We start from the raw sequence: 26,040 nt of genomic DNA on the forward strand, positions 1-26,040 counted from the left end.
AGACGACACGGTCCCACCATCCTACGGGCGCTACGCTGTGCCCCATCACGGCCGCTGTCCGAGGGGGGCGAGGGTGTGGAACTTCCTGCTTGACGTCAACATCGTCGACGGACCGTTCCTCTACACGGTGTACGCCATCGCCGCCGCCGTGTTCATCTACCTGCTCGGCCGCGGCCCCGGCTGGTCGTGGGTGCTCACCGCCATCGTCGTCCTGATCGTCGGCGCCCTCGTCGGCGCGGGGATCCTCTGGGTCAGCGTGAACGTGCTGGGGGCGATCCCCGGGCCGATCCTGCCCGAAGTGTGGTTCTGGGTGGCCGGTGCCTTCGCGGGCTGCGCGCTCGCCATCTGGAACCTCTGGTACTCCCGTTGGTGGCGCAAGCTGATCGCGATCCTCGCGGTGCCGATCTTCTCGCTCACGGCGCTCTTCGGCATCAACGCCGCCTACGGCATCGACCGCACGCTCGGCGCCCTGCTCGGGATCTCGACGGCGGGCACGATCGACCTCGACGACCCGAGCGCCAGCCCGGCGGCCGACCCCACCGAACCGCTCTACCTGACGTGGACGCCGCCGGCCGGCATGCCGGAGCAGGGGCGCGTCGGCACGCCCGAGGGCGGGGTGCCGAACACGCAGTCGGGGTTCTCCGCGCGCGACGCGGAGCTGTACCTGCCGCCCGCTGCACTCGTCGACGATCCGCCGCGCCTGCCGCTCGTGATCATGATGATGGGCCAGCCCGGCGATCCCGACGCCTCGTTCATCGCGCAGGTGCTCGACGACTTCGCCTCGCGGAACGAGGGCCTCGCGCCGATCGCGCTCGTGGTCGACCAGCTCGGCGACCCGAACGTGGATCCGCTCTGCCTCGACACCTCGATGGGGAACGTCGAGACCTATGTGATGCAGGACGTGGTGCCGTGGGCGAAGTCGCACCTCAACGTGCTGCAGGGCCCGCAGTTCACGACCGTGGCCGGGTACTCGAACGGCGGGCAGTGCGCCGCGTACTTCGGCGCGAAGTACCCCGAGGTGTTCGGCAACATCCTGGCCGTGTCTCCCACCGAGTACCAGGGCGCCGAACAGCCCGCGAACGTGCTGGCCTCCGTCTTCAACGGCGACCAGGCGGCCTACGACGCCGTGAAGCCGACGACGATCATGGCGCAGAAGGCGCCGTACCCGAACACGGTGGCGATCTTCACGATCGGCGCGAACGACGGCACCTTCGCGCCGGGCGCGCAACGGCTGTCGGATGCCGCGGCGCAGGCCGGCATGCAGACGACGTTCTACGTGGTGCCCGACGCCGACCACGGCGTCAGCGGCCTGCTCGGCGGACTCGAGAAGGGATTCGAGGTGCTCTACCCACGACTCGGATTGGCGGCCCCGTGACCGACACCGATCCCGCGATCACCGACGTCGAGCCGAAGGGCCGACTCCGCACCACGGGCGAGACGCTCGCGGGCTTCGCCCGGCGGGTGCCGTTCAGCATCGCGTTCGCGGTGCTGCTGCTCGTCACCTCCATCGTGACCGGCACGATCGTCGGCGAGGCATCGGATGCCACGGCGAACACCTGGGCGGCCGGAGTCGTCACGACGATCGACGGGGCGCAGTGGTGGACCGTCGTCACGGCCCTGTTCATCCCCTTCGACCCGTTCCAGCTCGTGTTCGGCGTCGTCCTGTCGTTCCTGCTGCTCGGCATCGCCGAGCGGCGCATGGGCACGTGGCGCGCGATCGTCGCGTTCCTCGTCACCGGCGTGCTCGGGGTCGCGATCGGCACGTGGCTGCAGTGGTTCGGGTCCCTCTTCGGCGAGTGGTGGGCGACCGGCACGGCGGCCGACCTCACGCTCGACCCGCTCGCGGGCATCGTCGGCGCGCTCATCACCTCGACGGCGTTCATGGGCGTGCTGTGGCGTCGCCGCATCCGCATCGTGACGTTCGCGTTCATCCTCGTGTTCGTGCTCTACGACGGCGACTCCTCGAACGTCTACCGGCTCATCGCGGCGATCGTCGGCCTGTTCCTCGGGGCGCTGCTCGCGCGCGACGCGTCGACCCTGCGGGCCCGCCGCAGCTCGCACGCCGAGACCCGCACGCTCGTCGCGGCCGTCGTCGCGGTGACGGCGATCGGCCCGATCGTCGCGTTCGTCAACCGCACGGAGCTCACGCCCTTCGGGTTCGGCTCGTACCTCTACGACGACGACCCGGTGGACATCGACGTGGTCATCTCGCAGTGCGGGGCCGCGGCATCCGCCGTCGGCGACGAGTGCCTGAAGCAGCTCGCGGTGCTGAGCTCGCAGGGCTTCGGGATGTTCCTGCTCTCGTTCGTGCCGGTGCTCCTGCTCCTGCTCGCGGCGTGGGGCCTGCGCTCCGGCCGCCGGTTCGCCCGCTGGCTCGCGATCTCGGTGAACGTGGCGATCCTGCTGTTCGCCCGCACGGCGTTCGACGTCACGGTGACGACCGCCGACGTGGAGAGCGGCGCCTGGACGGTGTTCGACATCGGCGAGCTGATCGTCTGGGCGCTGGCCGTGCTCGCGCTGCCGATCGGCATCATCGTGATGCTCACGGTGACCCGGCGGCACTTCCAGGTCCGCTCGCCGCGCGGTTCGTTCGCGCGATTCCTGACCACGGTCGTCGTGTCGTTCGTGGTGCTCGCCGCGGCGTACTACGCGATCGGGCTCGCGACGCTCGGCGAGTACTGGCCGGCCGCGACCCCGGTCGACCTCCTCGTCGACACGCTCAAGCGGTTCGTGCCGCCGCACTTCCTCGCCGTCGTCGACCCGATCGTGATCCCGGCGCACGACCTCACGAGCATCGCCTACCAGGTGGTCGGGCCGCTGTTCTGGGCGATCTTCATCGTCGCCGCGATCCGCCTGATGCGGCACACGCGAGCCGAGCTCGGCTTCGCCGACCGCCTGAAGCTGCGCACGATCATCCGGCGCAACGGCGGCGGCACGCTCGGCTTCATGGGCACCTGGCCCGGCAACGTGCCGTGGTTCAGCGCGGACGGCGAGTCGGCGGTGGCGTATCGGGTCATCAACGGGATCGCGATCACGATGTCCGACCCGATCTGCCGTCCCGAGGAGGCCGGCCGCGTCATCCGCGAGTTCGCCGCGTTCTGCGACGCGAACAGCTGGGTGCCGGTGTTCTACAGTGTGCATCCGCAGTACCTGCCCGTGTTCGAGGAGCTCGGCTGGCAGCACATGTCGGTGGGCGAGGAGACGCTCGTGCGCACGACCGGCCTCGAGCTCATGGGCAAGCCGTGGCAGAAGGTGCGTCAGGCGCTGAACCGCGGCATCAAGGAGGGCATGACCACGGTCTGGACGACGTGGGACGAGCTCCCGCGGCCGACCGTCGCCGAGATCACCGCGATCTCCGAGGAATGGGTCTCCGAGAAGGAGCTGCCCGAGATGGGCTTCACGCTCGGCGGCATGGACGAGCTGAAGGACCCCGACGTGCGCCTCATGCTCGCGGTCGGGCCCGACGGGCGCCTGCAGGCGATCACGAGCTGGCTGCCGGTGTACCGCGACGGCGACGTCGTCGGCTGGACCATCGACTTCATGCGGCGCACCGACCACAGCATGAACGGCATCATGGAGTTCCTCATCGCGTCGGCGGCCCTGCACATGAAGGAGGAGGGCCAGGAGGTGCTGAGCCTCTCGGGCGCGCCGCTCGCCGCGAAACCGCTCGCGCCCGGCGAGGAGGCGCCCGAGCCGACGGCGATGACCCGCCTGCTCGAGTTCCTCGGACGCACGCTCGAGCCCGCCTACGGGTTCTCGTCGCTGTTCCGGTTCAAGGCGAAGTTCAATCCCGAGTACGAGACCATCTCGATGGCGTATCCCGACCCGCTCGCGCTGCCGACCATCGGCGTCGCGATCGGTCGCGCCTACCTGCCCGAGGTCTCGCCGAAGGAGGCGGTCGCACTCGTGCGGACGCTGACGAAGTAGCGCACGTTGTCCCCACAACCGGGGGCCCCGATGCCCTACCGCCGGACCTGCGAGGGGAAATACGGTGAGGCTCGTGAACCCTCGAGCGAGTTCCGTGTCCCGCCGGTTGCGTCTCGCCGTCGCCCTCGCGCTCGCCGGAGTCTCGATGACGGGGTGCACGTTCGGGGGCGAGTCCGCGGCGACGCCGTCAGCGACCCCCGAACCGCTGGCATACGAGGCCTCGTATGAGGAGAGCCCGTGTCCGGATCCGAATCTGGAGGGCGCACCGCAACTGGACCTCGGCCCCGAGTACACGTGCGGATATCTCACCGTTCCCGAGACCCGCAGTGATCCCGACGGTCGCACCGTGCGCATCGCGGTCGCCACGGTTCGCGCGGTGTCGGCGACGCCGGCGGCCGATCCGATCGTGTACCTGGATGGTGGGCCGGGCGGCACAGGACTCATCAGTGCGGCCGCCGCGGTGGCCGCGGGCATGAACGCGGAGCACGACGTCGTGTTCGTGGACCAGCGCGGCACCTATCACAGCGAACCGTTCCTCACGTGTCCCGAGCAGGATGCGTTCTACGCGGAAGCCGTCGGGCTGGCGTACAACGATCCCGCGACGGGTGAGAAGTCCGATGCCGCCACAGCCGCCTGCCGCGAACGCCTGGTGGACGACGGCATCGCACTCGACTCCTACAACACGGCTGAGAATGCGGCGGACATCGCCGACCTGCGGGTGGCGATGGGCATCGACGAGTGGAACATCTATGGAGTGTCCTACGGCACCGATCTCGCGCTGACCGTGCTGCGCGACCACCCCGAGGGCGTCCGCAGCGTCGTGCTGGACTCGGTGGTGCCGCCCAACGTCCGATGGACTGCCGATTTCTGGCCCACGTCCGCCGCCGCCTTCGACGAGATGTATGCGGCATGCGCCGCACAGGAGGCCTGCGCGGCCGCATACCCCGACCTCGAGGCCGTGTTCACCGAAACCGTGAATCGACTCGACGCCGAACCGCTGACCGTACCCGTCACGACCGCGGCGGGCGAAACCGTCTCGGTCGTCGTCGACGGGTACAAGCTCGCCAACGTGGTGGTGCTCCGCCTCGCGACCGGCCCCGCGTACTCAGCCGTGCTCCCCCAGATGATCCATGAGATCGCGGCCGGCGACGGGACCGGCATCGCTGCTTCCGTCATCCAGTACCTCCCGGCGGCGGGTGTGGTCGGCCTGGGCCTGCAGTGGAGCGTGTTCTGCAGCGAGGACCTTCCGCGGACGAGCCCCGAAGAGGTCGTCGCCCTCGGTTCCGAAGCGCTGCCCGGATTCCCCGAGCGCGTGCTGAGCCTGCTCCCGCAGGTGCCGCGCTTCTTCGACGATTGCGAGATCTGGGACGTCGCGCCGGCGTCCGAGCGGGTTCACGCGGAGGTCGTCAGCGACGTGCCCACGCTCTTCCTGGGCGGAACGTTCGACGCGGTGACCTCGCCCTCCTGGCAGGACGCCGCCACACCCTCCCTGAGCGCTTCGCAGGTGATCAACTTTCCGGGACTGGGGCACCAGGTGATCCTGCAGGACCCGTGCCCGGTAGTGGTGATCAATTCGTTCCTCGCCGATCCTGCGGCGCCGGTCGATGAGGAGTGCGTCGCGACGGTGACGCCGCCCGTCTTCACCACCCCGTGACCACCGCGACGCTGCACGCGCCTCGGAGCGCTTCCCGGGCGCACCGGGCGAGGTCTTCCTGGCCCTCGCGTCAGCCCGCCGCCCGCAGCGTCTCGGGCCCGAGCTCGGCGACCGACCGGTGGCCGGCGAGGCCCAGCGTGAGGTCGAGCTCGGCGATGTGGTTGCGCACGACCTCGCGCACGCCCTCCTGCCCGGCGGCGGCGAGCCCGTAGGCGTACGGGCGTCCGATGCCGACGGCCGTCGCGCCGAGCGAGAGGGCGATGACGGCGTCGGCGCCGCCCCGGATGCCGCTGTCGAGCACGATCGGCACGCGGCCGGCGACGCGTTCGACGATCGCGGGCAGCGCGTCGAGCGTGGCGACCGAGCGGTCGACCTGGCGCCCGCCGTGGTTCGAGACGACGATGCCGTCGACGCCGTGGTCGAGGGCCCGGCTCGCGTCGTCGGGATGCAGCACGCCCTTCAGGAGTACGGGCAACGACGTCCATTCGCGCAGGCGGGCGAGGTCGTCCCAGGCGAGGCTCGGGTCGGAGAACACGTCGAGGAACGTCTCCACCGCGGCGCGCGGCAGCGGCGAGCGCAGGGCGTCGCGCACGCCGCCGTCGACGAGCCGCGTGCCGACGGCCGAGCGGGCGATCGAGAACGCTGAGCGGAGCAGCGTCGGCGTCACCTTCGGCCGCTCTCCGGGCCCGGAGCTGCGGGCGACCCGGTCGCGCACGAGCTCGGCGAAGACGGGGTCGCTGGTGTACTGCGCGATGCCATGGCCGCGCGTGAACGGAAGGAACGCGGCGTCGAGGTCGCGCGTGCGCCAGCCGAGCAGGTGGGTGTCGAGCGTCACGACGACGGCCTCGCAGCCGACCGCCTCCGCGCGGCGCAGGAACGACGCGTTGAGCTCGTCGGAGCGGCTCCAGTACAGCTGGAACCACCGCGAGCCCGCCCCCATCGCGGCGGCGACCTCCTCCATGGGCCGCGACGCCTGGTTCGAGAGCACGTAGGGCACGTCGAGCTCGGATGCCGCGCGCCCGACGGCCACGTCGGCGTCGGCGTGCGCGAGCTCGGCGACGCCGATGGGCGACAGGATGAACGGGGTTGCGCGACGCCGGCCGAGCAGTTCGATCGAGAGGTCGCGCTCCGCGACGTCGCGGAGGACCCGCGGCCAGACCTGCCAGCGCGAGAACGCCGCGCGGTTCGCCGCCATGGTCGCCTCGCCACCGGCTCCGCCGGCGAGGTACGCGAACGCCTCGGCCGACACGGCCTTACGCGCCGCCTGCTCGAGCGCCGTGTGGTCGACCGGCACGGCCGGCTTCGTGCCGCCGACGCCCGCCCGGTACACCTCCGACTGCACGACCCGTGCGTACCCGCGCTGCGCATCGCCCACCGTCGGCCCCTCCGTTCCGTCAGACCGTCGCGCCGTCGCGACCGGACTGCGAGCCAGCGTAGCCCCCGCCTAGGGTGGAGTGGATGTCCCAGCTGCCCGACCTGCTCGTCGCCGCGATCGCGCTCGTGCGCGATCGTCGCGTGCTCATGGTCACGGCGCGCGATCGCGACGTGCACTACATGCCGGGCGGCAAGATCGATCCCGGCGAGTCCGCCGCCGAGGCGGCCGCCCGCGAGGCGTTCGAGGAAGTGGCGCTCGAGCTGGATCCGGACGGGCTCGTCGAGCTCTTCGAGGTGGTCGTGCAGGCGCACGGCGAGCCCGAGGGTCGGCTCGTGCGCATGCGGGTGTTCCAAGCCGAGACGGATGCCGCGCCCGCCGCCTCGGCGGAGGTGGGCGAGCTGCACTGGGTCACGACGGCCGACGTCGACCGCTGCCCACCCGCTGGCGCCGAGGTGCTGCGCCGGCTCGCGGCATCCGGCGTCATCGACTGACGCGCCCCTAGACTGCGGTCATGGCGCCGACCCGCGAATTCCGCCGCGGCGAGGACGTCGTCGTGATCCACGAGTCGGGTCGGCCCGACGGACCCGACTACGTGCTCGTGCACGGCCTCGGCATGGCGCACGACTACTGGTCGGAGCTCGCCGGCGTGCTCGAGGCCACCGGCACGGTGCATGCGCTCGACCTGCCCGGCTTCGGCGACGCGCCCGAGCCCCGCGAGCCGCTGAGCATGCCGGCGGCGGGCGAGCTCCTCGCCGAGCTGCTCGTGGCCGAGGGGATCGACCGGCCGGTGCTCGTGGGCCACTCGACGGGCGCGCAGGTCGTCGCCGAGACGGCGGCGCGGCATCCCGAGCTCGTCGACCGGCTCGTGCTCATCGCGCCGACGGTCAACCCGCGGGAGCGCACGCTCGGGAAGCAGACCATGCGGTTCCTGCAGGACATCGCCCTGGTGCATCCGAAGGCCCTCGGCTGGGGCATCGCCCTCTACGCGAAGGCGGGCCCGCGCTGGTATGCGGCGAACCTCCGGCCGATGCTCGAGCATCGCATCGAGCTCATCCTCCCCGAGATCTCGGCGCCGACGCTCGTCGTCCGCGGCGAGCACGACCGGGTGGTGCCGCGGGAGTGGGCGGAGGAGGTCGCCCGGCTCGTGCCCGACGGACGGTACGTCGAGGTGCCGGGCCGCGGGCATGAGACCATGATCCGGGCCGGACGGCGGGTCGGCGAGCTCATCGTTCGGCACGCGCAGGGGCTGCCGGCGGGGCGTCCGGTGTCGCTGGTCGAGGCGCCCGGGGCGGCGGCGCCCCACCTCGGCATTCCCGCCGCGGTCGGCGTGATGGCCCGGGACTACGCGTACGCCGGCTGGCAGCAGCTCGCCGTCTTCGGCGCCGGCCATGAGCCGGCCGGGTGGCGCCACGGCGACCCCGACAAGCCGCAGGTGGTGCTGCTGCCCGGCGTGTACGAGCACTGGTCGTTCCTGCGCCCCCTCGGCGACGCGTTGCACGCGGCCGGGCATCGCGTCGTCGTCGTGCACGGCATGCGCGCGAACCGGCGTCCGATCGCCGAGACCGCCGCGCGCGTGGCGAAGGCGCTCGCCCGGTCGGCGCCGCCGCCCGCCGGACGCGTGATCGTGGCGCACAGCAAGGGCGGGCTCATCGGCAAGCACGTGCTCATCGACGACGAGGGCGAGGCGCTCGGCGTCCGCGGGGTCGTGGCGATCTGCACGCCGTTCGCGGGCGCGCGGCGCGCGCGGCTCTTCGGGGACCCGAGCATCCGGGCGCTGCTGCCGAGCGACGAGACGATCGTGATGCTCGGCGACGCGGCATCCGTGAACGCGCGCATCGTCTCGGTGTTCGGCACGTTCGACCCGCACGTGCCCGACGGCAGCGCGCTCGAGGGCGCGACGAACGTGCAGGTGCCGGTCGCGGGGCACTTCCGCGTGCTCGCGGCGCCCGAGACGCTGGAGGCCGTGCGCGAGGGCATCGCGCTGCTCACGCACGACCCGACCCGCGCCGACGCCGTCGACACCGCCGGGCCATCGGAGACACCGGAGCCGTCGGAACCGTCTGAGGCGGCCCAGCCGCCTGAACCGTCGTCCCTCCCGTGACGTTTCCGATCCGCCTCATGTGCGGCGGATTCGACATGAGCCAAGTGCGTACCTCGTCCGACGCGCGTCGGGCCCACCTCAGCCGCGGACGCGGGACCAACGGCCCGGCGAGCCGCAGCCCGTCGCCGTACGCTGCGGGCGTGACGATCACCGAGGCGCGCACGCGTACGGCCGGCGAGCGCCGGCTGTACGGCCGGTGGGTGCTCGCCAATGCGATCGGCGAAGGCATCGGCCTCGGGGGGTCGCTCCTCGTCGGAGCGGGGATCGTCATGCTGCTGGGCGCGCAGTTCGGGCCATGGTTCGAGGTCGCGACGGCGATCGCCGCGGTCGCGCTCGGCACGCTCTTCGAGGGCGTCGTGGTCGGCTACGCGCAGTGGCGGGTGCTCCGCGACCCGCTTCCAGCGCTGTCGCGCAGTTCGTGGGTGTGGGCGACGGCCATCGGCGCGGGCATCGCGTGGCTGCTCGGCATGGTCCCGAGCACCGTGATCTCGCTGGTCACCGGCCAGGTCGAGGCGACGGATGCCGCGTCGAGCACGACGATGGCCGAGCCACCGCTCGGCATCATCCTCCTCGCCGCGGCGGGACTCGGCCTGCTCCTCGGGCCGGTGCTCGCGAGCGCGCAGGTCGTCGTCCTCAGACGCCATGTCGCACAGGCGTGGCGGTGGATCCCAGCCAACGCCGTCGCATGGGCGCTCGCCCTCCCGCTCACCTACCTCGGCCCGAGCCTCATGTTCGACGTCGGCGTGAACGTGCTCGGCGTCGGAGTCCTCCTCGCCTGCATCCTCGCCGCGGGTGCCATGGTCGGCGCCGTACACGGCACGGTGCTCGTGCGGCTGCTGCGGCATCCGCTCGCCCCGCGGGACGGCGGGGAGGCCTGACACCCGTCGGACGCCGCGCCCGCCCGCGCCTGGTTCAGCCGGGTTGCCCCGGTTGCACCGGGCCGATCCGGTACGGGCGCATCATCTCGTTGTCCTCGTGCTCGACGATGTGGCAGTGCCAGACGAACTGGCCGGGGTGGTCGAACCTCGCGCGCACGCGCGTGACCTGGGCGGGGTAGGCGATCACGGTGTCCTTGAAGCCGGTCTCCCACGGTTCGGGCGGCGTGATGACGCCGTCGGGCCGGATGGGCTCCGCGACCTCCGCCTCCTCGCCCTCGCCCTCCAGCACGAGACCCTCGCGGTTCACGACCTCGAACGCGACCTCGTGGACGTGCATCGGGTGCGCGTCGCCGGTCGTGTTCACGAACTCCCACACCTCGGTGGAACCGACAGCCGGGTTCTCCGACACCGGATCCATCCAGGGCCGCCCGACCGCCACGCCGTCGACGACCTCGCCGAGCAGCGCCTCGATCGGACCCTCGACCGGTTCGCCGTCCGCATCGTGACCCAGCCCCATCCTCTCGATCAGCGCGAGCGGGCGGTGCGCCGTCTCGGGCGGCAGCGGCGTGATCGGCGGCAGCGTCAGGAACTGCGGCGGCGTCGTGGGGTCGGGCGCCGTCGCCGGGACGACGCGGAACTGGAGCACCTGCCCGGTCCCTTCCGGGTCGGCCCGGTCGAAGTCGTCGTCGGGCTCGCCGCCGCCGAACGGCTCGTCGGGCCCGACGTTGCCGAGCACGTAGTCGCCCACCGGGGCGGCGGTGAAGTCGACGATCAGGTCGGCGCGCTCGGCGAGTCCCAGGAGCACGCGTCCGCCGTGGTCGGCGGACAGGTGCACCGGAGCGGCGAGGAATCCGCCCTCGTTGCCGATCTGCCAGACGTCGACCCCGGGGATGCCGCTGAAGTCGAGGATGAGGAACCGCGACTGGCATCCGTTGAGGAACCGCAACCGGTAGCGGCGCTGCTCGACGACCTGGAACGGCCAGGTGTTCCCGTTGACCATCATCATGTTGCCGAAGAACTCGGGGTTCCAGATGGGCGAGAACTCGCCATCGGGGAGGTAGGGGCCGGTGATCCCGTCGAAGAGCGCGCGGGTGTCGGGGTAGAAGAGGGATCCGTCCTCGTTGAACGAGCGGTCCTGCACGGCGATCGGGATCTCGTAGTACGTCGTGTCCGACGGGAACCTGTCGTTCTCCTTCGGGGCTGGGCCCGGGAGCACGGCCGTCGCACCCGAGCGGCTGTCGAGCACGGCGTCGTCGCCGTCGGGGCCACCACGGATGAGGAGGAAGCCCGCCGGTCCGGCGTAGACGTTGAGCCGGGTCATCCCGAGGGTGTGGTCGTGGTACCAGAGGGTCGACGCCCGCTGGTCGACGGGGTACTGGAAGGTCGCGGAGCCGGGACTCCATTCCACGTCGAACGCGTTCGCCGCCTTCCCGGCGAAGAACTCGTACCAGGTGCCCTCCGTCGCGAAGTCCATCGGAATGTCGACGGCATCCGGCAGGTACCAGGCTTCGGCGTATCCGTCGCTCTCATCGCCGACGTCGGCCGCGCCATGGAGGTGCGTGACGATCGGCACGGGGCCGTCGTACGCCGCCGGCGTCGCCTCGAACGTCGGCCGGGTGTCCCGCCCGTCGACGCCGCCGGGCGGATTCGCCCAGTGCAGCGTCGGATCGACGGGCAGCAGGTGCGGAAGGTGGTTCCCGTTCCCATCGACGAGCTCGTTGATCCACTTCACCCGCACTGGGCGATTCCACCTGGCCTCGATCGTGAGCGACGGCGCATGGTGGATCAGCAGTCCCCGCTTCTTCTCCGAGGCCACGGCGCCGTACCCCCACACGGTCGTGGCCGGCATGCCCGCAGGCAGGATCTGCTGCGCGAACTGCCGGACCGAGATCTCGTAGGCGTCGATGTTCTTCCCGCCCCGGGCGACGATCGTCGCGGCCCGCGGCATGACCGGCGGGATGAGCAATGGAGTCCGGAACTTCGGCACGTCGGCCGGCGCGAGCGTTCCGCCCGGGATCTGTGCCACAGCGACTCGCGTGCCGCCCGGAAGGACGGCGTAGAGCACGAAATCCGCACCCGCCGCTCCGGCGGCAGCGATGAACGCGCGTCGGCTGAGCAGCCGCCGGGATCCGCCTGCCTCGTGCATGGTGATGCCACCTCGCATCCGTCGTCGGCCCGGCCGGCCATCTCGCCAGGCGCCGGGAAGATGGCCCCCAGACTGCCCCCGTGGGGCGACTGCGCTCGGGACTTCGGTCCCGTCGAGCCGCGGCATCCGCTCAGTGCACGTACTCGAGCAGGTCGAGGCCGACCTGGCGCATGCCGTCGAGCACGGCCAGGCGCGAGGTGAGCATGGTGTCGGCGAAGTACATCGACACGGCGTACGCGACGCTGGCACGCGGGCCGCGCAGCACGCCGACCTCGCTGCGCACGCCGCCGTCGGTGCCCGTCTTGTTCATGAGCAGCACGCCGTGGTCGGGCATGCGGTGCGCGAGCGGGTCGAGGCCGAACGCCGACGCCACGAGCGAGAGGTCGGCATTGAGCGACAGCCAGCCGACCACGCGCTGCGACACCTCGGGGCTCACGACCTCGCCCCGGGCGAGCGACGCGAAGAGCCAGGTGAGCTCCTTCGCCGAGCCGATCGAGAGCTGCGGGGCGTCGTCGGGGCCGCGGTGGTCGCGCACGAGGTCGAGGAGGGCCGTGCGAGTCAGGCCGAGCGCCTCGGTGCGGGCGCGCACCGCCTCGAGGCCGACGTGGCGGATGAGCACGTTCGTGGCGAGGTTGTCGCTGGAGGCGCCGATGAGTGCGGCGAGGTCGGCGAGCGGCAGCGACGGCGACTGCATATGCTGCCAGATGCCCGAGTCGCCGACCGCGTCGCGCGGGGCCCGGTCGAGCACCGTGAACGCCTCGGCCGTGGCGCCCGCGAGCCGCGATGCGACCTCGACGAGCAGCAGCACCTTGCCGATCGAGGCGGTGGGCATCACGACGTGGTCGTCGACCGAGAAGAGCACCTTCCCAGTGGCGAGGTCGGTCGCGCGGGCCGAGACCTGCACCCCCGCGAGCGCGAGCTCGCCGAGGGCGTTGAACCCGCGGGTGAAGTCCTCGTTGTGCTCGTCCGTGCGGTGTCGTCCCCTCCGGATGCTCGCGTGGCGCGCTCGCCGCTCGGAACCCTGCGACGACGTCACCACGGTGATAGCACGCTCTTCCTCGGACGGTCGGCGCTCCCCCACCGCGGTCAGCGGCGCGCTCGAGAAGGTTGGTTCGGATCGTTCTTCGGCGCGATCTACCAGATCGTCACCCGCTCGGCCGGATCGAGCCAGAGGGCGTCGTCGTCAGTCACACCGAAGCCAGTGTAGAACTCGTCGATGTTCCTCACGATCTGGTTGCACCGGAACTCGTTCGGCGAGTGCGGATCGATCGCGAGGAGGCGGATGACCTCCTCGTCGCGGCCCTTCATCTGCCAGGCCTGCGCCCACGAGAGGAAGAACCGCTCGGCGCCCGAGAGGCCGTCGACGGCGGGCGACTTCTTCCCGTCGAGCGACAGCACGTACGCCTTCCAGGCGATGGCGAGTCCCCCGAGGTCGCCGATGTTCTCGCCGATGGTGAGGGCGCCGTTCACGTGGTGGTCGTCGCCGTTCTCGCCGTCGAGCTGCGCGGGCCTCAGGGCGTCGTACTGCGCGATGAGCGCCTTCGTGCGGTCCTCGAACGCCGCCCGGTCGGCCGAGGTCCACCAGTCGGTGAGCCGGCCGTCGCCGTCGTACTTCGAGCCCTGGTCGTCGAACCCGTGCCCGATCTCGTGGCCGATCACGGCGCCGATCGCGCCGTAGTTCGCGGCGGCGTCGCGGCCGGCGTCGAAGAACGGGTACTGCAGGATCGCCGCCGGGAACACGATCTCGTTGAAGCCCGGGTTGTAGTACGCGTTGATCGTCTGCGGCGTCATGAACCACTCGTCGCGGTCGATCGGCTTGCCGATCTTGCCGAGCTCGCGGTTGAACTCGAACTCCGCCGTGGCCCGCACGTTGCCGACGAGGTCGTCGGCGACGATCTCGAGCGTCGAGTAGTCTCGCCACTTCACGGGGAAGCCGATCTTCGGCGTGAACTTGTCGAGCTTCTCGAGCGCCTTCGCGCGCGTCTCGTCGCCCATCCACTCGAGCCCGGTGATCGACTCCCGGTACGCCTCGACGAGGTTGGCGACGAGGTCGTCCATGGCCTCCTTCGCCGCCGGCGGGAAGTGGCGCTCCACGTAGATGCGGCCGACCGCCTCGCCCATGGCTCCCTCGACGAGCGAGACGCCGCGCTTCCACCGTTCGCGCATCTGCGGGGTGCCGGTCAGGGTGCGGCCGTAGAAGTCGAAGTTCGCCTCGACGAAGTCGTTCGACAGGTAGGCGGCCGTCGAGCGGATGACCTGCCAGGCGAGCCAGTCCTTCCACGCCTCGAGGCGCTCCTCGGTGAGCAGGCCGCCGAGCGCCTCGACGAAGGACGGCTCGCGCAGCACGAGCTCGGCGAACGCGCCCTCGGGCACGCCCATGGCGTCGCGCCACACCTGCAGGTCGAGCGACGACGCGGCCGCGGCATCCGCCCACGCGTAGAGGTTGTAGGTCTTCTCGCTGTCGCGCGTGTCGACGTTGTTCCAGTGCGCCTTCGCGAGGTCGGTCTCGAGGTCGAAGACGCGCACCGCGCGGTCGGCCGGATCGGGGAGCTTGGCCAGCGCGAACATGCGCTCGAGGTGAGCGCTGTACGCGGTGCGCACCGCGGCGAAGCGCTCCTCGCGGAAGTAGCTCTCGTCGGGCAGGCCGATGCCGCCCTGCTCGACGAACACGAGGTAGCGCTCGGGGTCGCCCGGGTCGTTGTCGACGTAGAGCTGCACGAGCCCGGCGATCCCCTGGCGCTCGAGCCGGCCCAGCGTGTCGAGGAACGACTCGACCGAGTTGACGAGCGAGACCTCGACGAGCTGCGCGGCGATGGGCGTGGCGCCGAGCAGGTCGGCGCGCTGCTCGTTCATGAAGCTCGCGTAGAGGTCGCCCACCTTGCGCGCCTCGGTGCCCGGCTCGGCCTGCTGCGCCTCCTCGATGATCTCGCGCACGGCCTTCTCGGCCTCCTCGTGCAGCACGAGGAACGAGCCGTAGCGGGCCTTGTCGGCCGGGATCTCGGTCCGTTCGATCCACTTGCCGTTGACGTGCCGGAAGAGGTCGTCCTGGGGGCGCACCTCGTCGTCGAGTTCGTCCTTCGCGATGCCTGAGGGGAGCTTCGTCATCCCCACAGCCTAGGCCCGCTCCAGAGCCGAGCGGATGCCCCGACGGCGCGTCTCACGGCGCACTCGCAGGCTCGCGTGATGCCCGCGGCATCCGCCCGCTCAGCGCAGCTGCGCGAACCCCTCGGCCTTGCGCGTCGGCCCCACGATGAGGATGGTGTCGTCCGCTCCCAGCACGGTCTCGGCGTCGGCGTTGGTCCAGTCGGCGCCGGGCTTCTTGAACGCCGCGATCGTGACCCCGAACTCCTTGCGCAGCCCGGTCTTGCCGAGCGGGATCCCCCAGAGCCGCTCGGGCGGCGCCGACTTCACGATCGCGTACCCGCGCTCGATCTCGATGTAGTCGAGCGCGGCGCCGCGCACGAGGTGGGCGACCTTGCGGCCCATGTCGCTCTCGGGCTGCACCACGTGATGCACGCCGAGCTGCTCGAGGATGACCGCGTGCTCGGCGCTGTCGGCCTTCGCCCAGATCGACGGCAGGCCCATCGCCAGCAGGGCCGACGACGTGAGGATGGATGCCTCGAGGTTGCCGCCGATCGCCACGACGACGCGGTCGAACTGGTCGATGGACAGCTGGCGCAGCACCTCGGGCTTGGTCGGGTCGGCGCGCACCACCTGGGTGAGCTGGCCGTTGAGGCTCTGCACGTTGTCCTCGCGGATGTCGACGCCGAGCACCTCGGTGCCGCCCGCCATGAGCTCGAGCGCGAGCGATCGGCCGAACCGGCCGAGCCCGATCACCGCGACCGAGTCGGCCTCCGCGATTCGACGCGTGTACCCCTGGTCGCCGAACAATGAGCGTCTAGCCAACGACGGGCCTCTCTCTCGGGAACTCGTACAGGATGCGGCGGTCGCGCAGGATGAGCGCGCTGCCGAGGGTGAGCGGTCCGACGCGGCCGAGGAGCATGAGCACCACGAGCACGACCTTGGCGGGATCGGGCAACTCCGGCGTGATGCCCGTGGACATCCCGGTCGTGCTGAAGGCCGAGATCACCTCGAACAGGATCCGGTCCAGCGAGGATTCGGTGATCTGGAGCAGCAGGAGCGTCGGCCCGACGACGGCGGCGACGGCGACGAGCACCACCGTGATCGCCTGGCGGTGCACCGCCCGCGACAGCCGCTTGCCGAAGATGTTCACCTGGGCCTCGCCGCGGAACTCGGCGAGCATGACGAAGAACAGCACGAGGAAGGTGGTGATGCGGATGCCGCCGCCGACGCTCGCGGGCCCGGTGCCGATGAACATCAGCACGTCGGTCGCGAACCAGCTCTCGCTGCTCATGGCCGCGATGTCGACGGTGTTGAACCCGGCGGAGCGGGTCATCACGGACGCGAAGAACCCGGCGAGCAGCTTCGTCGCCGGATCGAGCGGGCCGAGGGTGCCGGGATTCGACCACTCCACGGCCGTGAGGTAGGCCCAGCCGCCGGCGAGCAGCAGGATCGTGCCCACGATCACGAGGTTCGTGTTCATGCTCCAGCGCAGCGGATGCCGCCAGTCCTTCCAGAGCTGCACGATGACCGGGAAACCGAGTCCGCCGAGGATGACCGCGGCGCAGACCGGAAGGCACACGAAGGGGTCGCCGACGAAGCCCATCATGCTGTCGGACTGCAGCGTGAAGCCGAGGTTCGTGAACGCCGAGATCGACGTGAACACCGCGTTCCAGACGGCCCTGCCCGGGTCCCAGCCGTAATAGGTGACGAAGCGGAGGAACAGCAGCGCGGCGACGACCGCCTCGATGAGCAGGGTGATGCCGATGACGGCGCGCACGAGCCGGCGCAGGTCCGTGAACCCCTCGGCGCGGAACTCGCCCGCGGCGTTCAGGCGCGTGCGCAGCGAGAGCCGGCGCGCCAGCAGCACGCCGACGAGCGCGGCCGACACGAGGATGCCGAGTCCGCCGAGCTGGGTCATCACGATGATGGTGAGCTGGCCGAGGAAGGTCCAGTGCGTCGCGGTGTCGACCGTGTTGAGCCCCGTGGTCGTCACGGCGGATGCCGCGGTGAACAGCGCGTCGACGAAGCTCGTCGAGCGGCCGGGCGCCGTCATCCCCGGCAGCAGCAGGAGCAGCGTGCCCGCGGTGATGGCGGCCATGAACCCGACGACCACCACCTGCGCCGGATGCAGTCGGAATCGACGGCGCAGTTGCTCGGCCGGGCCTTCGTCGCCCGGCTTGCGGGTGGCCACGGGCACACCATACGCCCGCGAGCGGACGTTCGGCAGCAGATGCGCCGTCGGGGTGGTTCGACGGACCGGTCGACGGCTCGCTCCGGTATGCGGTTGCCTCGGCTTCGACTTCTGGGCCGACATCGGCTTGACTGGAGGTCATCTGCACCGCCGCGGGTACGTCGACACCGATGCTCGCCGCGGTCGGTCGAATCGAGGGCGAGGAGCGGGATGACGGCGATGGGGCGGTCTCTGGGGCTTGCGACGGCGGTCGTGCTGGCGCTCGGCCTGACGGCGTGCACGGTGGGCGGCGAGCCCGCCTCCACCGATCCGGTCGTGCAGCTGGGCGCGCCCGGCGAGCCGAACCGCACGCTCTCGCCCGACGAGATCGGGGAGCTGGGAGTGCCCGAACACGTCGACGCCGACGTGACGTTCATGCTCGACATGATCGACCACCACTCCCAGGCCCTCGTGATGACCGGTTACGTGAAGGCACGAACGGACGACCGCGACATCCGCCTGCTCGCCGAGCGCATGGAGGTGAGCCAGGAGGACGAGATTGACCAGATGGCGCAGTGGCTCCAGGACCGCGCACAGCCGCTTCGCGAGAACGGACACGACGGGCACGACGGCGGGCACGAGATGCCGGGCATGCTCACCGAGGAGCAGCTCGCGGAGCTCCAGGCGGCGAAGGGCGACGCGTTCGACCTGCTGTTCCTCGAGTACATGATCCAGCACCACCAGGGCGCCCTGCAGATGGTGCAGGACCTCTACCAGGCGGGCGGCGGCCAGGAGCCGGGCGTCGGGCAGTTCGCGGCCCACGTCGAAGGCGACCAGGGCATCGAGATCGCCCGCATGCAGGAGATGCTCGCGGAGCGCACGTCCTGAGTCCGAGCCGATCGTCGCACTGACGACCCGACGCGCTCGACCCGGCCCGGGGTGAGAACGGGCCAGGCATACGAAAGGGAGGCCGGGCACGAAGCCCGGCCTCCCCTCATCCGATCAGACGGATCCGCTCGTCAACTCCCCGCCTCGGCGAGCGCCTCCAGCGCCTGCACGAGGTTGGAGTCGGCGGGCAGGCCCGAGGTGCGACTCGCGTTGCCGAGGTGCGTGGCGACCGCGTTGGCGCTCGCCGACCCGCCGGCCGAGAGCTTCTCGGCCTGGTCGATCGACTTGCGCACCTGCTTGAGCGCGTTGCCGCTCAGGTCGCCGCTACGCTCGGCCTGGTCGACGAACGACCGCACGACCGCGTAGCTCGGGTCGTGCACGAGCTTCGACTGCAGCTGCGCGTTGAACTCGTCGAGCTGGATCTCCCCCGCAGCCGTGATCTCGTTGGCCGACATCATCGCGCTCGGCGTGAACGCCAGGCTCTCGAAGCCTCGCGCGATCTCGCTGCCGAGCACGTTGCCGTTGTACCAGTACGTCGACCAGAACCCGCCGAGGTTGATCGACGTACCCGGTACCGGGTTCGGCGTGTTGATCGGACCGCGATCGGCGTAGGCGATCTCCACGGGGTTGGCCGTGTCGGTGAAGTCGATCACCGAGAGGCCGCCCTGGTACCACGCCTGCACCATGATGTCGCGTCCGGGCACCGGCACGATCGAGCCGTTGTGCGCCACGCAGTTCTCCTGGATCGTCTGCACGGCCGGGAGCTTGTAGTAGCTCTGGAACTCCATCTTGCCGTCGACGATGTCGAACAGCGCGTTGGCGCCCCACTCGGGCTTGTCGGTCACGCGGCAGCGGGCCGACGTGCCGCCGCCCCACTCGTCGGTGAAGATGACCTTCGTGCCGTCGTTGTTGAACGTCGCCGAGTGCCAGTACGAGAAGTTCGGGTCGGCGACCGCGTCGAGGCGCACCGGGTTCACCGGGTCGGTGATGTCGACGAGGATGCCGTTGCCCTGGCACGCGCCCGCGAGGAGCCCGATCTCGGGGAACGCCGTCACGTCATGGCACGTGTTGGTGTTCGGCAGCGGGCTGTACGCCGTCCCGCTCGGGTGCAGCGTGCCGGTCGGCGTGTTCTGCAGGCCGTTGAACGCGCCCGTCGCCGGGTCGGTGAAGATGCGCGGCTGGCTCACGATCGCCGCCGTCTGCGGCGCCGCGAGCGGCACCTTGATGACGTCGATGCGCCACTGCGTGGGGTTGCCCGTGGTGACGGGGGTCTGCGTGTTCGTGTTGGCGTTCTCGCAGCCCGCGAGCTCCAGCGGCGACCGGACGGACGACGTGCCCGAGTTGTAGATGTAGATGTTGTTCGGGTCGTCGGGGTCGGTCACGAGCGTGTGCGTGTGCGAGCCGCGGCACGTCTGCACGCCCGGCAGCTGCACCGGGTTGTCGATGTCGCTGATGTCGAAGATGCGCACGCCGCGGAAGCGCTCGGTCACCGGGTTCGTGATCGGGGCGGAGGTGCAGTCGACGCGGCCGCGCGTCTCCTCGACCGACATGAACAGCAGGTCGCCGTAGACGGACACGTCGCCCTGGCCGCCGGGGCACACGAACGACGACTGCAGCGTCGGCTCGCCGGGATCCGAGATGTCATAGACCTGGAAGCCGTTGAAGTTGCCGACGATGGCGTTGTCGCCCGTGAACGCCAGGTCGGAGTTCACGAACCCGAAGTTGCCGGGAGCCGCGTCGAACGGGGCGACGCGAGGCAGCTTCGCGAGCCACTCGATGTTGCTCACGGCCTCGCCCGCGTCGTGGTACCCCGGCGCAAGGCCTTCGCGCGGGTCGTCCTCTTCGGCGCTCGCGCTCGTGGCGGCGAACAGCGACGTGCCGAGCACCAGCGCTCCGACTGCCGCGAGCGCTCTCCTGCGCCATCGGACGGGTGTTGATGAGGTTCTCATCGGTGATGCCCTCTCTTCTCGTGCTTCTCGAATCTGTCTCGCAGCGATCGATGCCCTCCGACGAGCGGCGGCACTTCCTCGTGCCGCTCGCCGGCCCGAAGGCCGACCTCGGACCAACGTACCGAGGAAAGCGGTTCCAATGCATCCGTTTTCGGATGATCGGCTTGTCAGGGGCGCCGCATAGGCTCGGGAGCACATGAGCACCACCCTCACTCGCCGCGCCGTCGACCGCGACATCCTGCGCCTCGCCGTGCCCGCGCTCGGCGCCCTGATCGCCGAGCCGCTGTTCCTCCTGGCCGACACGGCGATGGTCGGGCACCTCGGCGCGACCCCGCTCGCCGGCCTCGGGCTCGCGAGCGCCGTGCTGCAGACGATCATCGGGCTGATGGTGTTCCTGGCCTACGCGACGACGCCGTCGGTGGCCCGCCGTCTCGGCGCAGGCGACGAGCGCGGCGCGGTGGCATCCGGCATCGACGGGCTGTGGCTCGCGCTCGGGTTGGGTGCCGTGCTCGCGCTCGTCGGCTGGGCGGCGACGCCGTGGCTCGTCGGGGTGTTCGGGGCGTCCGCCGAGGTCACGGCCGCGGCATCCGCGTACCTCTCGATCTCGATGGCCGGACTGCCGGCCATGCTCGTCGTGTTCGCGGCCACCGGCCTGCTGCGCGGCCTGCAGGACACGCGCACGCCGCTCTGGGTCGCCGGCATCGGCTTCACCGCGAACATCGCGCTCAACGCCCTCTTCATCTACGGGTTCGGGTGGGGCATCGCGGGGTCGGCCATCGGCACGGTCGTCGCCCAGTGGGGCATGGTCGCGGTGTACCTCGTGGTCATCGCGCGACATGTCGGCCGGGTGGGCGCGAGCCCGTGGCCGCATCACGCGGGCGTGCTGCGCGGGGCCGTGTCGGGCGGCTGGCTGTTCCTGCGCACGGCGAGCCTGCGCGTGGCGCTGCTGCTCGCGACGTGGGCGGCGACCTCATTCGGGTCCGACGAGCTCGCGGCCTACCAGGTGGCGATCACGATCTACTTCACCCTCGGGTTCGCGCTCGACGCGCTCGCGATCGCCGCGCAGGCGCTCATCGGCAGGGGCCTCGGCTCGGGCGACGTCGAGCACGTGCGCGCGGTGCTGCGCCGCTGCGTGGAGTGGGGTGTCTGGTCGGGCGTCGTGCTCGGCGGGGTCGTGGTCGCGACGGCGTGGGTGCTGCCCGCGCTGTTCACCTCGTCGCCCGAGGTCGCGGCGCTGCTGCCGCCGTCGCTCGTGGTGCTCGGGCTGTCGGCGCCCCTCGGCGGACTCGTCTTCGTGCTCGACGGCGTCCTCATCGGCGCGGGCGACGCCCGCTACCTCGCCTGGACCGGCCTGGTGAACCTCGCGGTGTTCGTGCCCCTGGCGCTCGGCACCGTCTGGTGGGCGGATGCCGCGGGCCTCCCGGGCGCGGCATCCCTCGCCTGGCTCACGGCGTCGTTCGCGATCGGCTACCTCGCCGCGCGAGCGGTGACGCTGTCGCTGCGGGCGCGGGGGACGCGCTGGATGGTGGTGGGGGCGACCGCCTGAGGGCGCCATGCTCGCGCTCGAACACGAGGGCGGCGGAAATGCATGAGAATCCGGGTCATGGGTCCGTATCGGGACCCATCGGGCCGAATCTCATGCGAACGCGTGCCGGCGAGTGGCGCGATCGACGCCGGCGCCCGCGGGTGTGGAGCGCACGCGTGCCGGCGAGTGCGCGATCGACGCCGGCGCCCACGCGTGCGGAGCGCGGCGTTCAGGCGCGCTTGCGGCGCGGGTTCAGGCGCGAGGAGCGCGGCGTTCAGGCGCGCGGCGGGGCCGTCGTGCTCCCGACGTGGAGCGTGCTCGTGAACTGCACCGACTCGGCGGGCTGGCCGGGCTCGCCGTCGAGGAGGCGCACGATGGCCTCGCCCGCGGCGCGGCCCTTCGCGACCGACGGCTGCACGAGCGTCGTGAGGTCGTGCTGCAGGCCGTCGACCCGGATGCCGTCGAAGCCCACCACGCTGAGCTCGGCGGGCACCGCGATGCCGAGCTCCTCGGCCGCCCAGATCACCCCCGCGGCGAGCAGATCGCTCTGCGCGAGGATCGCCGTCGGACGATGCGAAGGATCGGCGAGCAGGGCGCGTCCGGCCTCGAGGCCCTCCTCGATCGAGCTCGCCGCGGCGACGCGGCCCGTCGCGTCGGGGAACACCTCGCGCGCGCCGATGAGCCGCTCCGTCGCGGTGTCGGCCGTGCTCGAATCGACGAGCGCGGCGGTGAGCGGGCCCCGCGTGCGGGCGGCGTCGAACGGGAGCGTGACGAGCGCGACATCCGTGTGCCCGAGCTGACGCAGGTGCTCGGCGCCGCGACGCGTGGCCGCGCGGTTGTCGATGGAGATCTGCGGCACGTCCTCGCCGGGGTCGCCCTCGATGGCGACCGCGGGGATGCCGCGGCGTCGCAGCGCGTCGACGGAGTGCTCGAGGCGCGGGCTGCAGCCGACGAGCACGACGGCGTCGACGGGGGCGGACTCGATGCCGACCGCGTTGCCGCCCGCCTCGCCCGTGTCGGTGAGCAGGAGCAGGCCGGCGCCGAGCGGCGCGATGCCCTCGGTGATGCCGTCGAGCATCTGGATCTTCACGGGGTCGAGGAACGCCGCGCGCACGCGCTCCTCGAGCACGACGCCGACGATGCCCGAGCGCCCGCGGCGCAACGAGCGCGCCCGCGGGTCGGGGCCGGCGTAGCCGAGCTCGGCGGCGGCGGCGAGCACGCGCTCCTTCGTGGCATCCGACACCGGGCCGGAGCCGCTGAAGGCGAGCGACGCGGTCGACGCGGAGACGCCGGCCTTCGCCGCGACGTCGGCGAGGGTGGGACGCGTTGCGGTCTCGGTCATGGGTCTGGTCGCTCCTCGGCGGCCGGCGGAACCGGCCTTCGTCCCTGATTGTAGGCCGAATCGATTCGATGCCGGCTGGGAGGCGCAGCCCGGGCGCGCCGGAGTCGAACCGCCGGCTCAGTCGCGCTCGGCCAGCTCCCTGATCTTCGCGAGCGCCGAATCCCACATGCCCTGGGCGTGGTCGCGCGCCTCGGTCGTGCGGTTGCCGTCCTGTTCGAGCGTCAGCCGCGTCCCGCCGTCGGCGTCCTCGAGCGTCCACGTGAGCGTGTGGTGGTTCTCGGGAACGTCGGCGTCGCCGCTCAGCGGGCTGAAGTGCGTATTCACGAGTCGCCGTCCGGGCTCGAACTCGAGGATCACGCCGTGATCCGAGTACGGCCGGCCCTCCCAGACCCCGTGCCAGCGGATCGGCCCGCCGACCGTCCAGTCGGTCTCGAGGTCGGTCCCGAACATGAACTCGCGCGTGGCATCTGGGTCGGTGAGCACCGCCCAGGCCCGCTCGCGCGGCGCGTCGATCGTGATCGTCGACGTCGCGACGAATCCCTCCGCCATGGTCGGCTCCCTTCGGTCGGCCCCATCGGATGCCGCAGCGTCGCGCCGCGGCATCCGTCATCTCGTCACGACGTGGACGTGGCCATCACCTCGTCGCGTGCGCCCGCGAACGCCTCGACGCAGCGGCGGATCTCCTCCTCGGAGTGCGCCGCCGAGAGCTGCACGCGGATGCGCGCGAGACCGCGGGGCACCACCGGGAAGCTGAACGCCGTCACGTACACCCCGCGCTGCTGCAGCGCGTCGGCGATGCGGGCGGTGAGCGCGGCGTCGCCGAACATGACCGGCACGATGGGGTGCTCGCCGGGCAGCAGGTCGAAGCCCGCATCCGTCATCAGCGACCGGAACAGCGCCGCGTTCGCCTTCAGCCGCTCGCGCAGCTCGCCCGACGACTCGAGCAGGTCGATCGCCTGCAGCGTGCCCGACACGATCGCGGGCGCGAGCGTGTTCGAGAAGAGGTAGGGCCGCGCCCGCTGGCGCAGCAGGTCGACGATCTCCTGGCGGGCCGCGACGTAGCCGCCGGATGCCCCGCCGAGCGCCTTGCCGAACGTGCCGGTCGTGATGTCGACCCGGCCCTCGACGCCGCAGTACTCGGGCGTCCCCCGGCCGTTGTCGCCGACGAACCCGACGGCGTGGGAGTCGTCGACGAACACGAGCGCGTCGTGCTTCTCGGCGAGGTCGCAGATCTCCTGGAGCGGCGCGATGTAGCCGTCCATCGAGAACACGCCGTCGGTGACGATCACGCGGCGGCGGGCGCCCGACGCCTCCTGCAGCTTCGCCTCGAGGTCGGCCATGTCGCGGTTGCGGTATCGGAAGCGCTGCGCCTTCGACAGGCGGATGCCGTCGATGATCGACGCGTGGTTGAGCTCGTCGGAGATGATCGCGTCATCGGGCCCGAAGAGCACTTCGAAGACGCCGCCGTTCGCGTCGAAGCACGACGAGAAGAGGATCGTGTCGTCGTAGCCGAGGAAGTCCGAGACCTTGCGCTCGAGCTCGAGGTGCAGCTCCTGCGTGCCGCAGATGAACCGGACGCTGGCGAGCCCGTAGCCCCACTCGTCGAGCCCGCGGTGCGCGGCCTCCTTGATGCGCGGGTCGTTCGCGAGACCGAGGTAGTTGTTCGCGCAGAAGTTCAGCACGTCGCGGCCGGCCACCTCGATCTCCGAGGACTGCGGTCCGTGGATGCCGCGCTCGCGCTTCGTGAGCCCGGCGGCCTCGATCTCGTCGAGCTCCGCCCGCAGCTGCTCCTTCACCGATCCGTACACGCTCAGACCTCCGTCCAGTCGAGGATGACCTTGCCGACGCCGCCGGACGCGGCCGCGTCGAACGCCGCCCGCCACTCGCGCGCCGGGTAGCGGTCGCTGATGATGGATGCCACGCGCGAACGCAACTCGGCGCTCGTCTGCAGCATCGCGCTCATGGAGTTCCACGTCTCGAACATCTCGCGGCCGTAGATGCCCTTGAGCGTGAGCATGTGGGTCACGACCTTGCCCCAGTCGATCGCGTAGGGCTCGCTCGGCAGGCCGAGCAGTGCGATGCGTCCGCCGTGGTTCATGTTCTCGATCATCTCGGGCAGCGCCTTCGCCGATCCCGACATCTCGAAGCCCACGTCGAAGCCTTCGCGCATGCCGAGGCGCGGCTGCACGTCGCGGATCCGTTCGCGCGAGACGTCCACCGCGGCATCCGCCCCCATCGCGAGTGCCAGCTCGAGGCGCGCCGGGCTCACGTCGCTCGCGACGATGAACCGGGCGCCGACGTGCCGAGCCACCGCGATCGACATGAGTCCGATGGGGCCGCAGCCGGTGACGAGCACGTCCTCGCCGACGACCGAGAACGCGAGCGCGGTGTGCACGGCGTTGCCGAACGGGTCGAAGATCGCGCCGACCTCGGGCTCGACGTCGGCGTGGTGCACCCAGACGTTCTCGGCGGGGATGACGACGAGCTCGGCGAACGCGCCGTCGCGGTGCAGCCCGAGCCCCTTCGTGCGGATGCACATCTGGCGGCGACCCGCGCGGCAGTTGCGGCATGTGCCGCACACGATGTGGCCCTCGCCCGAGACGCGGTCGCCGACGGCGACGTCGTGCACGAGCTCGCCGACCTCGACGACCTCGCCGTAGAACTCGTGGCCCGGGATCAGCGGCGCCTGGATCTCGGATGCGGCCCAGTCGTCCCACTGCTCGATGTGCAGATCGGTGCCGCAGATGCCCGTGCGGAGCACCCGGATCTTGACCTCCTCGGGCCCGGTCTCGGGCTCGGGTCGGTCGACGAGTTCGAGTCCCGCTGCGGGCGCGGGCTTGTACAGGGCCTTCATCGGCGATGCCTTCTTCGTACGGGCGCCTGCGGGGTGGGCCGACGCCGGGCTCGTGCGCCGAGGGTCACGACGCACGTCGAGGTGACCCGTTCATCGTAATCGCGGCCGCGGGCGGATGACGCGCGGGGGGTCGTGGGGCGCGGGGCG

19 protein-coding genes are annotated in these 26,040 nt (G+C 71.2%); 8 read left to right on the top strand and 11 right to left on the bottom strand.

Going from position 1 to position 26,040, the window contains the following annotated elements:
- Positions 1-73 precede the first annotated feature (73 nt).
- The 3 genes from ACWEOH_RS07580 (at position 74) to ACWEOH_RS07590 (ending at position 5,581) form a co-directional block, all read left to right on the top strand.
- Complete coding sequence (locus ACWEOH_RS07580) at positions 74-1,375, top strand: alpha/beta hydrolase-fold protein (protein WP_452029684.1); 1,302 nt, start codon at positions 74-76, stop codon at positions 1,373-1,375.
- Positions 1,372-3,927, top strand: coding sequence for a rhomboid family intramembrane serine protease (locus ACWEOH_RS07585; RefSeq protein ID WP_452029686.1), 2,556 nt, complete (start codon positions 1,372-1,374; stop codon positions 3,925-3,927). The genes ACWEOH_RS07580 and ACWEOH_RS07585 overlap by 4 nt, the downstream gene beginning before the upstream one ends.
- 94 nt (positions 3,928-4,021) lie before the next feature.
- Entirely contained in the window at positions 4,022-5,581 is a 1,560-nt protein-coding gene (locus ACWEOH_RS07590; RefSeq protein WP_452029688.1) for an alpha/beta fold hydrolase, read from the top strand.
- Positions 5,582-5,651: 70 nt separating this feature from the next.
- Here ACWEOH_RS07590 and ACWEOH_RS07595 read toward each other — a convergent pair whose 3' ends face one another.
- Complete coding sequence (locus ACWEOH_RS07595) at positions 5,652-6,956, bottom strand: alpha-hydroxy-acid oxidizing protein (RefSeq protein WP_452029690.1); 1,305 nt, start codon at positions 6,954-6,956, stop codon at positions 5,652-5,654.
- Positions 6,957-7,039: 83 nt separating this feature from the next.
- Between ACWEOH_RS07595 and ACWEOH_RS07600 the strand changes: the two genes are divergently transcribed.
- The 3 genes from ACWEOH_RS07600 (at position 7,040) to ACWEOH_RS07610 (ending at position 9,935) form a co-directional block, all read left to right on the top strand.
- Complete coding sequence (locus ACWEOH_RS07600; RefSeq protein WP_452029691.1) at positions 7,040-7,447, top strand: NUDIX hydrolase; 408 nt, start codon at positions 7,040-7,042, stop codon at positions 7,445-7,447.
- Between the two features lie 20 nt (positions 7,448-7,467).
- Positions 7,468-9,057: an alpha/beta fold hydrolase gene (locus ACWEOH_RS07605; protein ID WP_452029693.1), complete on the top strand. Its 1,590-nt coding sequence runs from the start codon at positions 7,468-7,470 to the stop codon at positions 9,055-9,057.
- Between the two features lie 140 nt (positions 9,058-9,197).
- Positions 9,198-9,935, top strand: coding sequence for a hypothetical protein (locus tag ACWEOH_RS07610; RefSeq protein WP_452029695.1), 738 nt, complete (start codon positions 9,198-9,200; stop codon positions 9,933-9,935).
- Positions 9,936-9,969: 34 nt separating this feature from the next.
- Here ACWEOH_RS07610 and ACWEOH_RS07615 read toward each other — a convergent pair whose 3' ends face one another.
- The 5 genes from ACWEOH_RS07615 to ACWEOH_RS07635 form a co-directional block, all read right to left on the bottom strand.
- Positions 9,970-12,081 (bottom strand): multicopper oxidase family protein, encoded by a 2,112-nt coding sequence (locus tag ACWEOH_RS07615; RefSeq protein WP_452029697.1) that lies wholly within the window; start codon positions 12,079-12,081, stop codon positions 9,970-9,972.
- A gap of 130 nt (positions 12,082-12,211) precedes the next feature.
- Complete coding sequence (locus ACWEOH_RS07620) at positions 12,212-13,120, bottom strand: serine hydrolase (RefSeq protein WP_148732928.1); 909 nt, start codon at positions 13,118-13,120, stop codon at positions 12,212-12,214.
- Between the two features lie 95 nt (positions 13,121-13,215).
- Positions 13,216-15,186, bottom strand: coding sequence for a M13 family metallopeptidase (locus ACWEOH_RS07625; RefSeq protein WP_452029699.1), 1,971 nt, complete (start codon positions 15,184-15,186; stop codon positions 13,216-13,218).
- A 99-nt stretch (positions 15,187-15,285) separates the two neighbouring features.
- Complete coding sequence (locus tag ACWEOH_RS07630) at positions 15,286-15,987, bottom strand: potassium channel family protein (protein ID WP_452029701.1); 702 nt, start codon at positions 15,985-15,987, stop codon at positions 15,286-15,288.
- Positions 15,980-17,356 (bottom strand): TrkH family potassium uptake protein, encoded by a 1,377-nt coding sequence (locus tag ACWEOH_RS07635; protein WP_452029702.1) that lies wholly within the window; start codon positions 17,354-17,356, stop codon positions 15,980-15,982. The genes ACWEOH_RS07630 and ACWEOH_RS07635 overlap by 8 nt, the downstream gene beginning before the upstream one ends.
- 219 nt (positions 17,357-17,575) lie before the next feature.
- On the opposite strand from ACWEOH_RS07635, the gene ACWEOH_RS07640 reads away from it, so the two are divergent.
- The gene (locus tag ACWEOH_RS07640) at positions 17,576-18,223 is read left to right on the top strand and encodes a DUF305 domain-containing protein (protein WP_452029704.1); all 648 of its coding nucleotides are present in this window, start codon (positions 17,576-17,578) and stop codon (positions 18,221-18,223) included.
- Between the two features lie 131 nt (positions 18,224-18,354).
- Here ACWEOH_RS07640 and ACWEOH_RS07645 read toward each other — a convergent pair whose 3' ends face one another.
- A complete protein-coding gene (locus ACWEOH_RS07645; protein WP_452029706.1) occupies positions 18,355-20,109 on the bottom strand; it encodes an LVIVD repeat-containing protein in 1,755 nt (584 codons plus the stop codon).
- Positions 20,110-20,368: 259 nt separating this feature from the next.
- On the opposite strand from ACWEOH_RS07645, the gene ACWEOH_RS07650 reads away from it, so the two are divergent.
- Complete coding sequence (locus tag ACWEOH_RS07650) at positions 20,369-21,718, top strand: MATE family efflux transporter (RefSeq protein WP_452029707.1); 1,350 nt, start codon at positions 20,369-20,371, stop codon at positions 21,716-21,718.
- A gap of 253 nt (positions 21,719-21,971) precedes the next feature.
- On the opposite strand, the gene ACWEOH_RS07655 is transcribed toward ACWEOH_RS07650, so the two are convergent.
- The 4 genes from ACWEOH_RS07655 to tdh form a co-directional block, all read right to left on the bottom strand.
- Positions 21,972-23,039, bottom strand: a complete 1,068-nt coding sequence (locus ACWEOH_RS07655; protein WP_452029709.1) for a LacI family DNA-binding transcriptional regulator — start codon at positions 23,037-23,039, stop codon at positions 21,972-21,974.
- Positions 23,040-23,156: 117 nt separating this feature from the next.
- A complete protein-coding gene (locus ACWEOH_RS07660) occupies positions 23,157-23,588 on the bottom strand; it encodes an SRPBCC family protein (RefSeq protein WP_452029711.1) in 432 nt (143 codons plus the stop codon).
- A 65-nt stretch (positions 23,589-23,653) separates the two neighbouring features.
- Entirely contained in the window at positions 23,654-24,847 is a 1,194-nt protein-coding gene (locus ACWEOH_RS07665) for a glycine C-acetyltransferase (protein WP_452029713.1), read from the bottom strand.
- A 2-nt stretch (positions 24,848-24,849) separates the two neighbouring features.
- The gene (tdh, locus tag ACWEOH_RS07670) at positions 24,850-25,893 is read right to left on the bottom strand and encodes an L-threonine 3-dehydrogenase (RefSeq protein ID WP_452029715.1); all 1,044 of its coding nucleotides are present in this window, start codon (positions 25,891-25,893) and stop codon (positions 24,850-24,852) included.
- Positions 25,894-26,040 lie beyond the last annotated feature (147 nt).

The sequence above is a fragment of the Agromyces sp. NPDC004153 genome, from assembly GCF_053603635.1.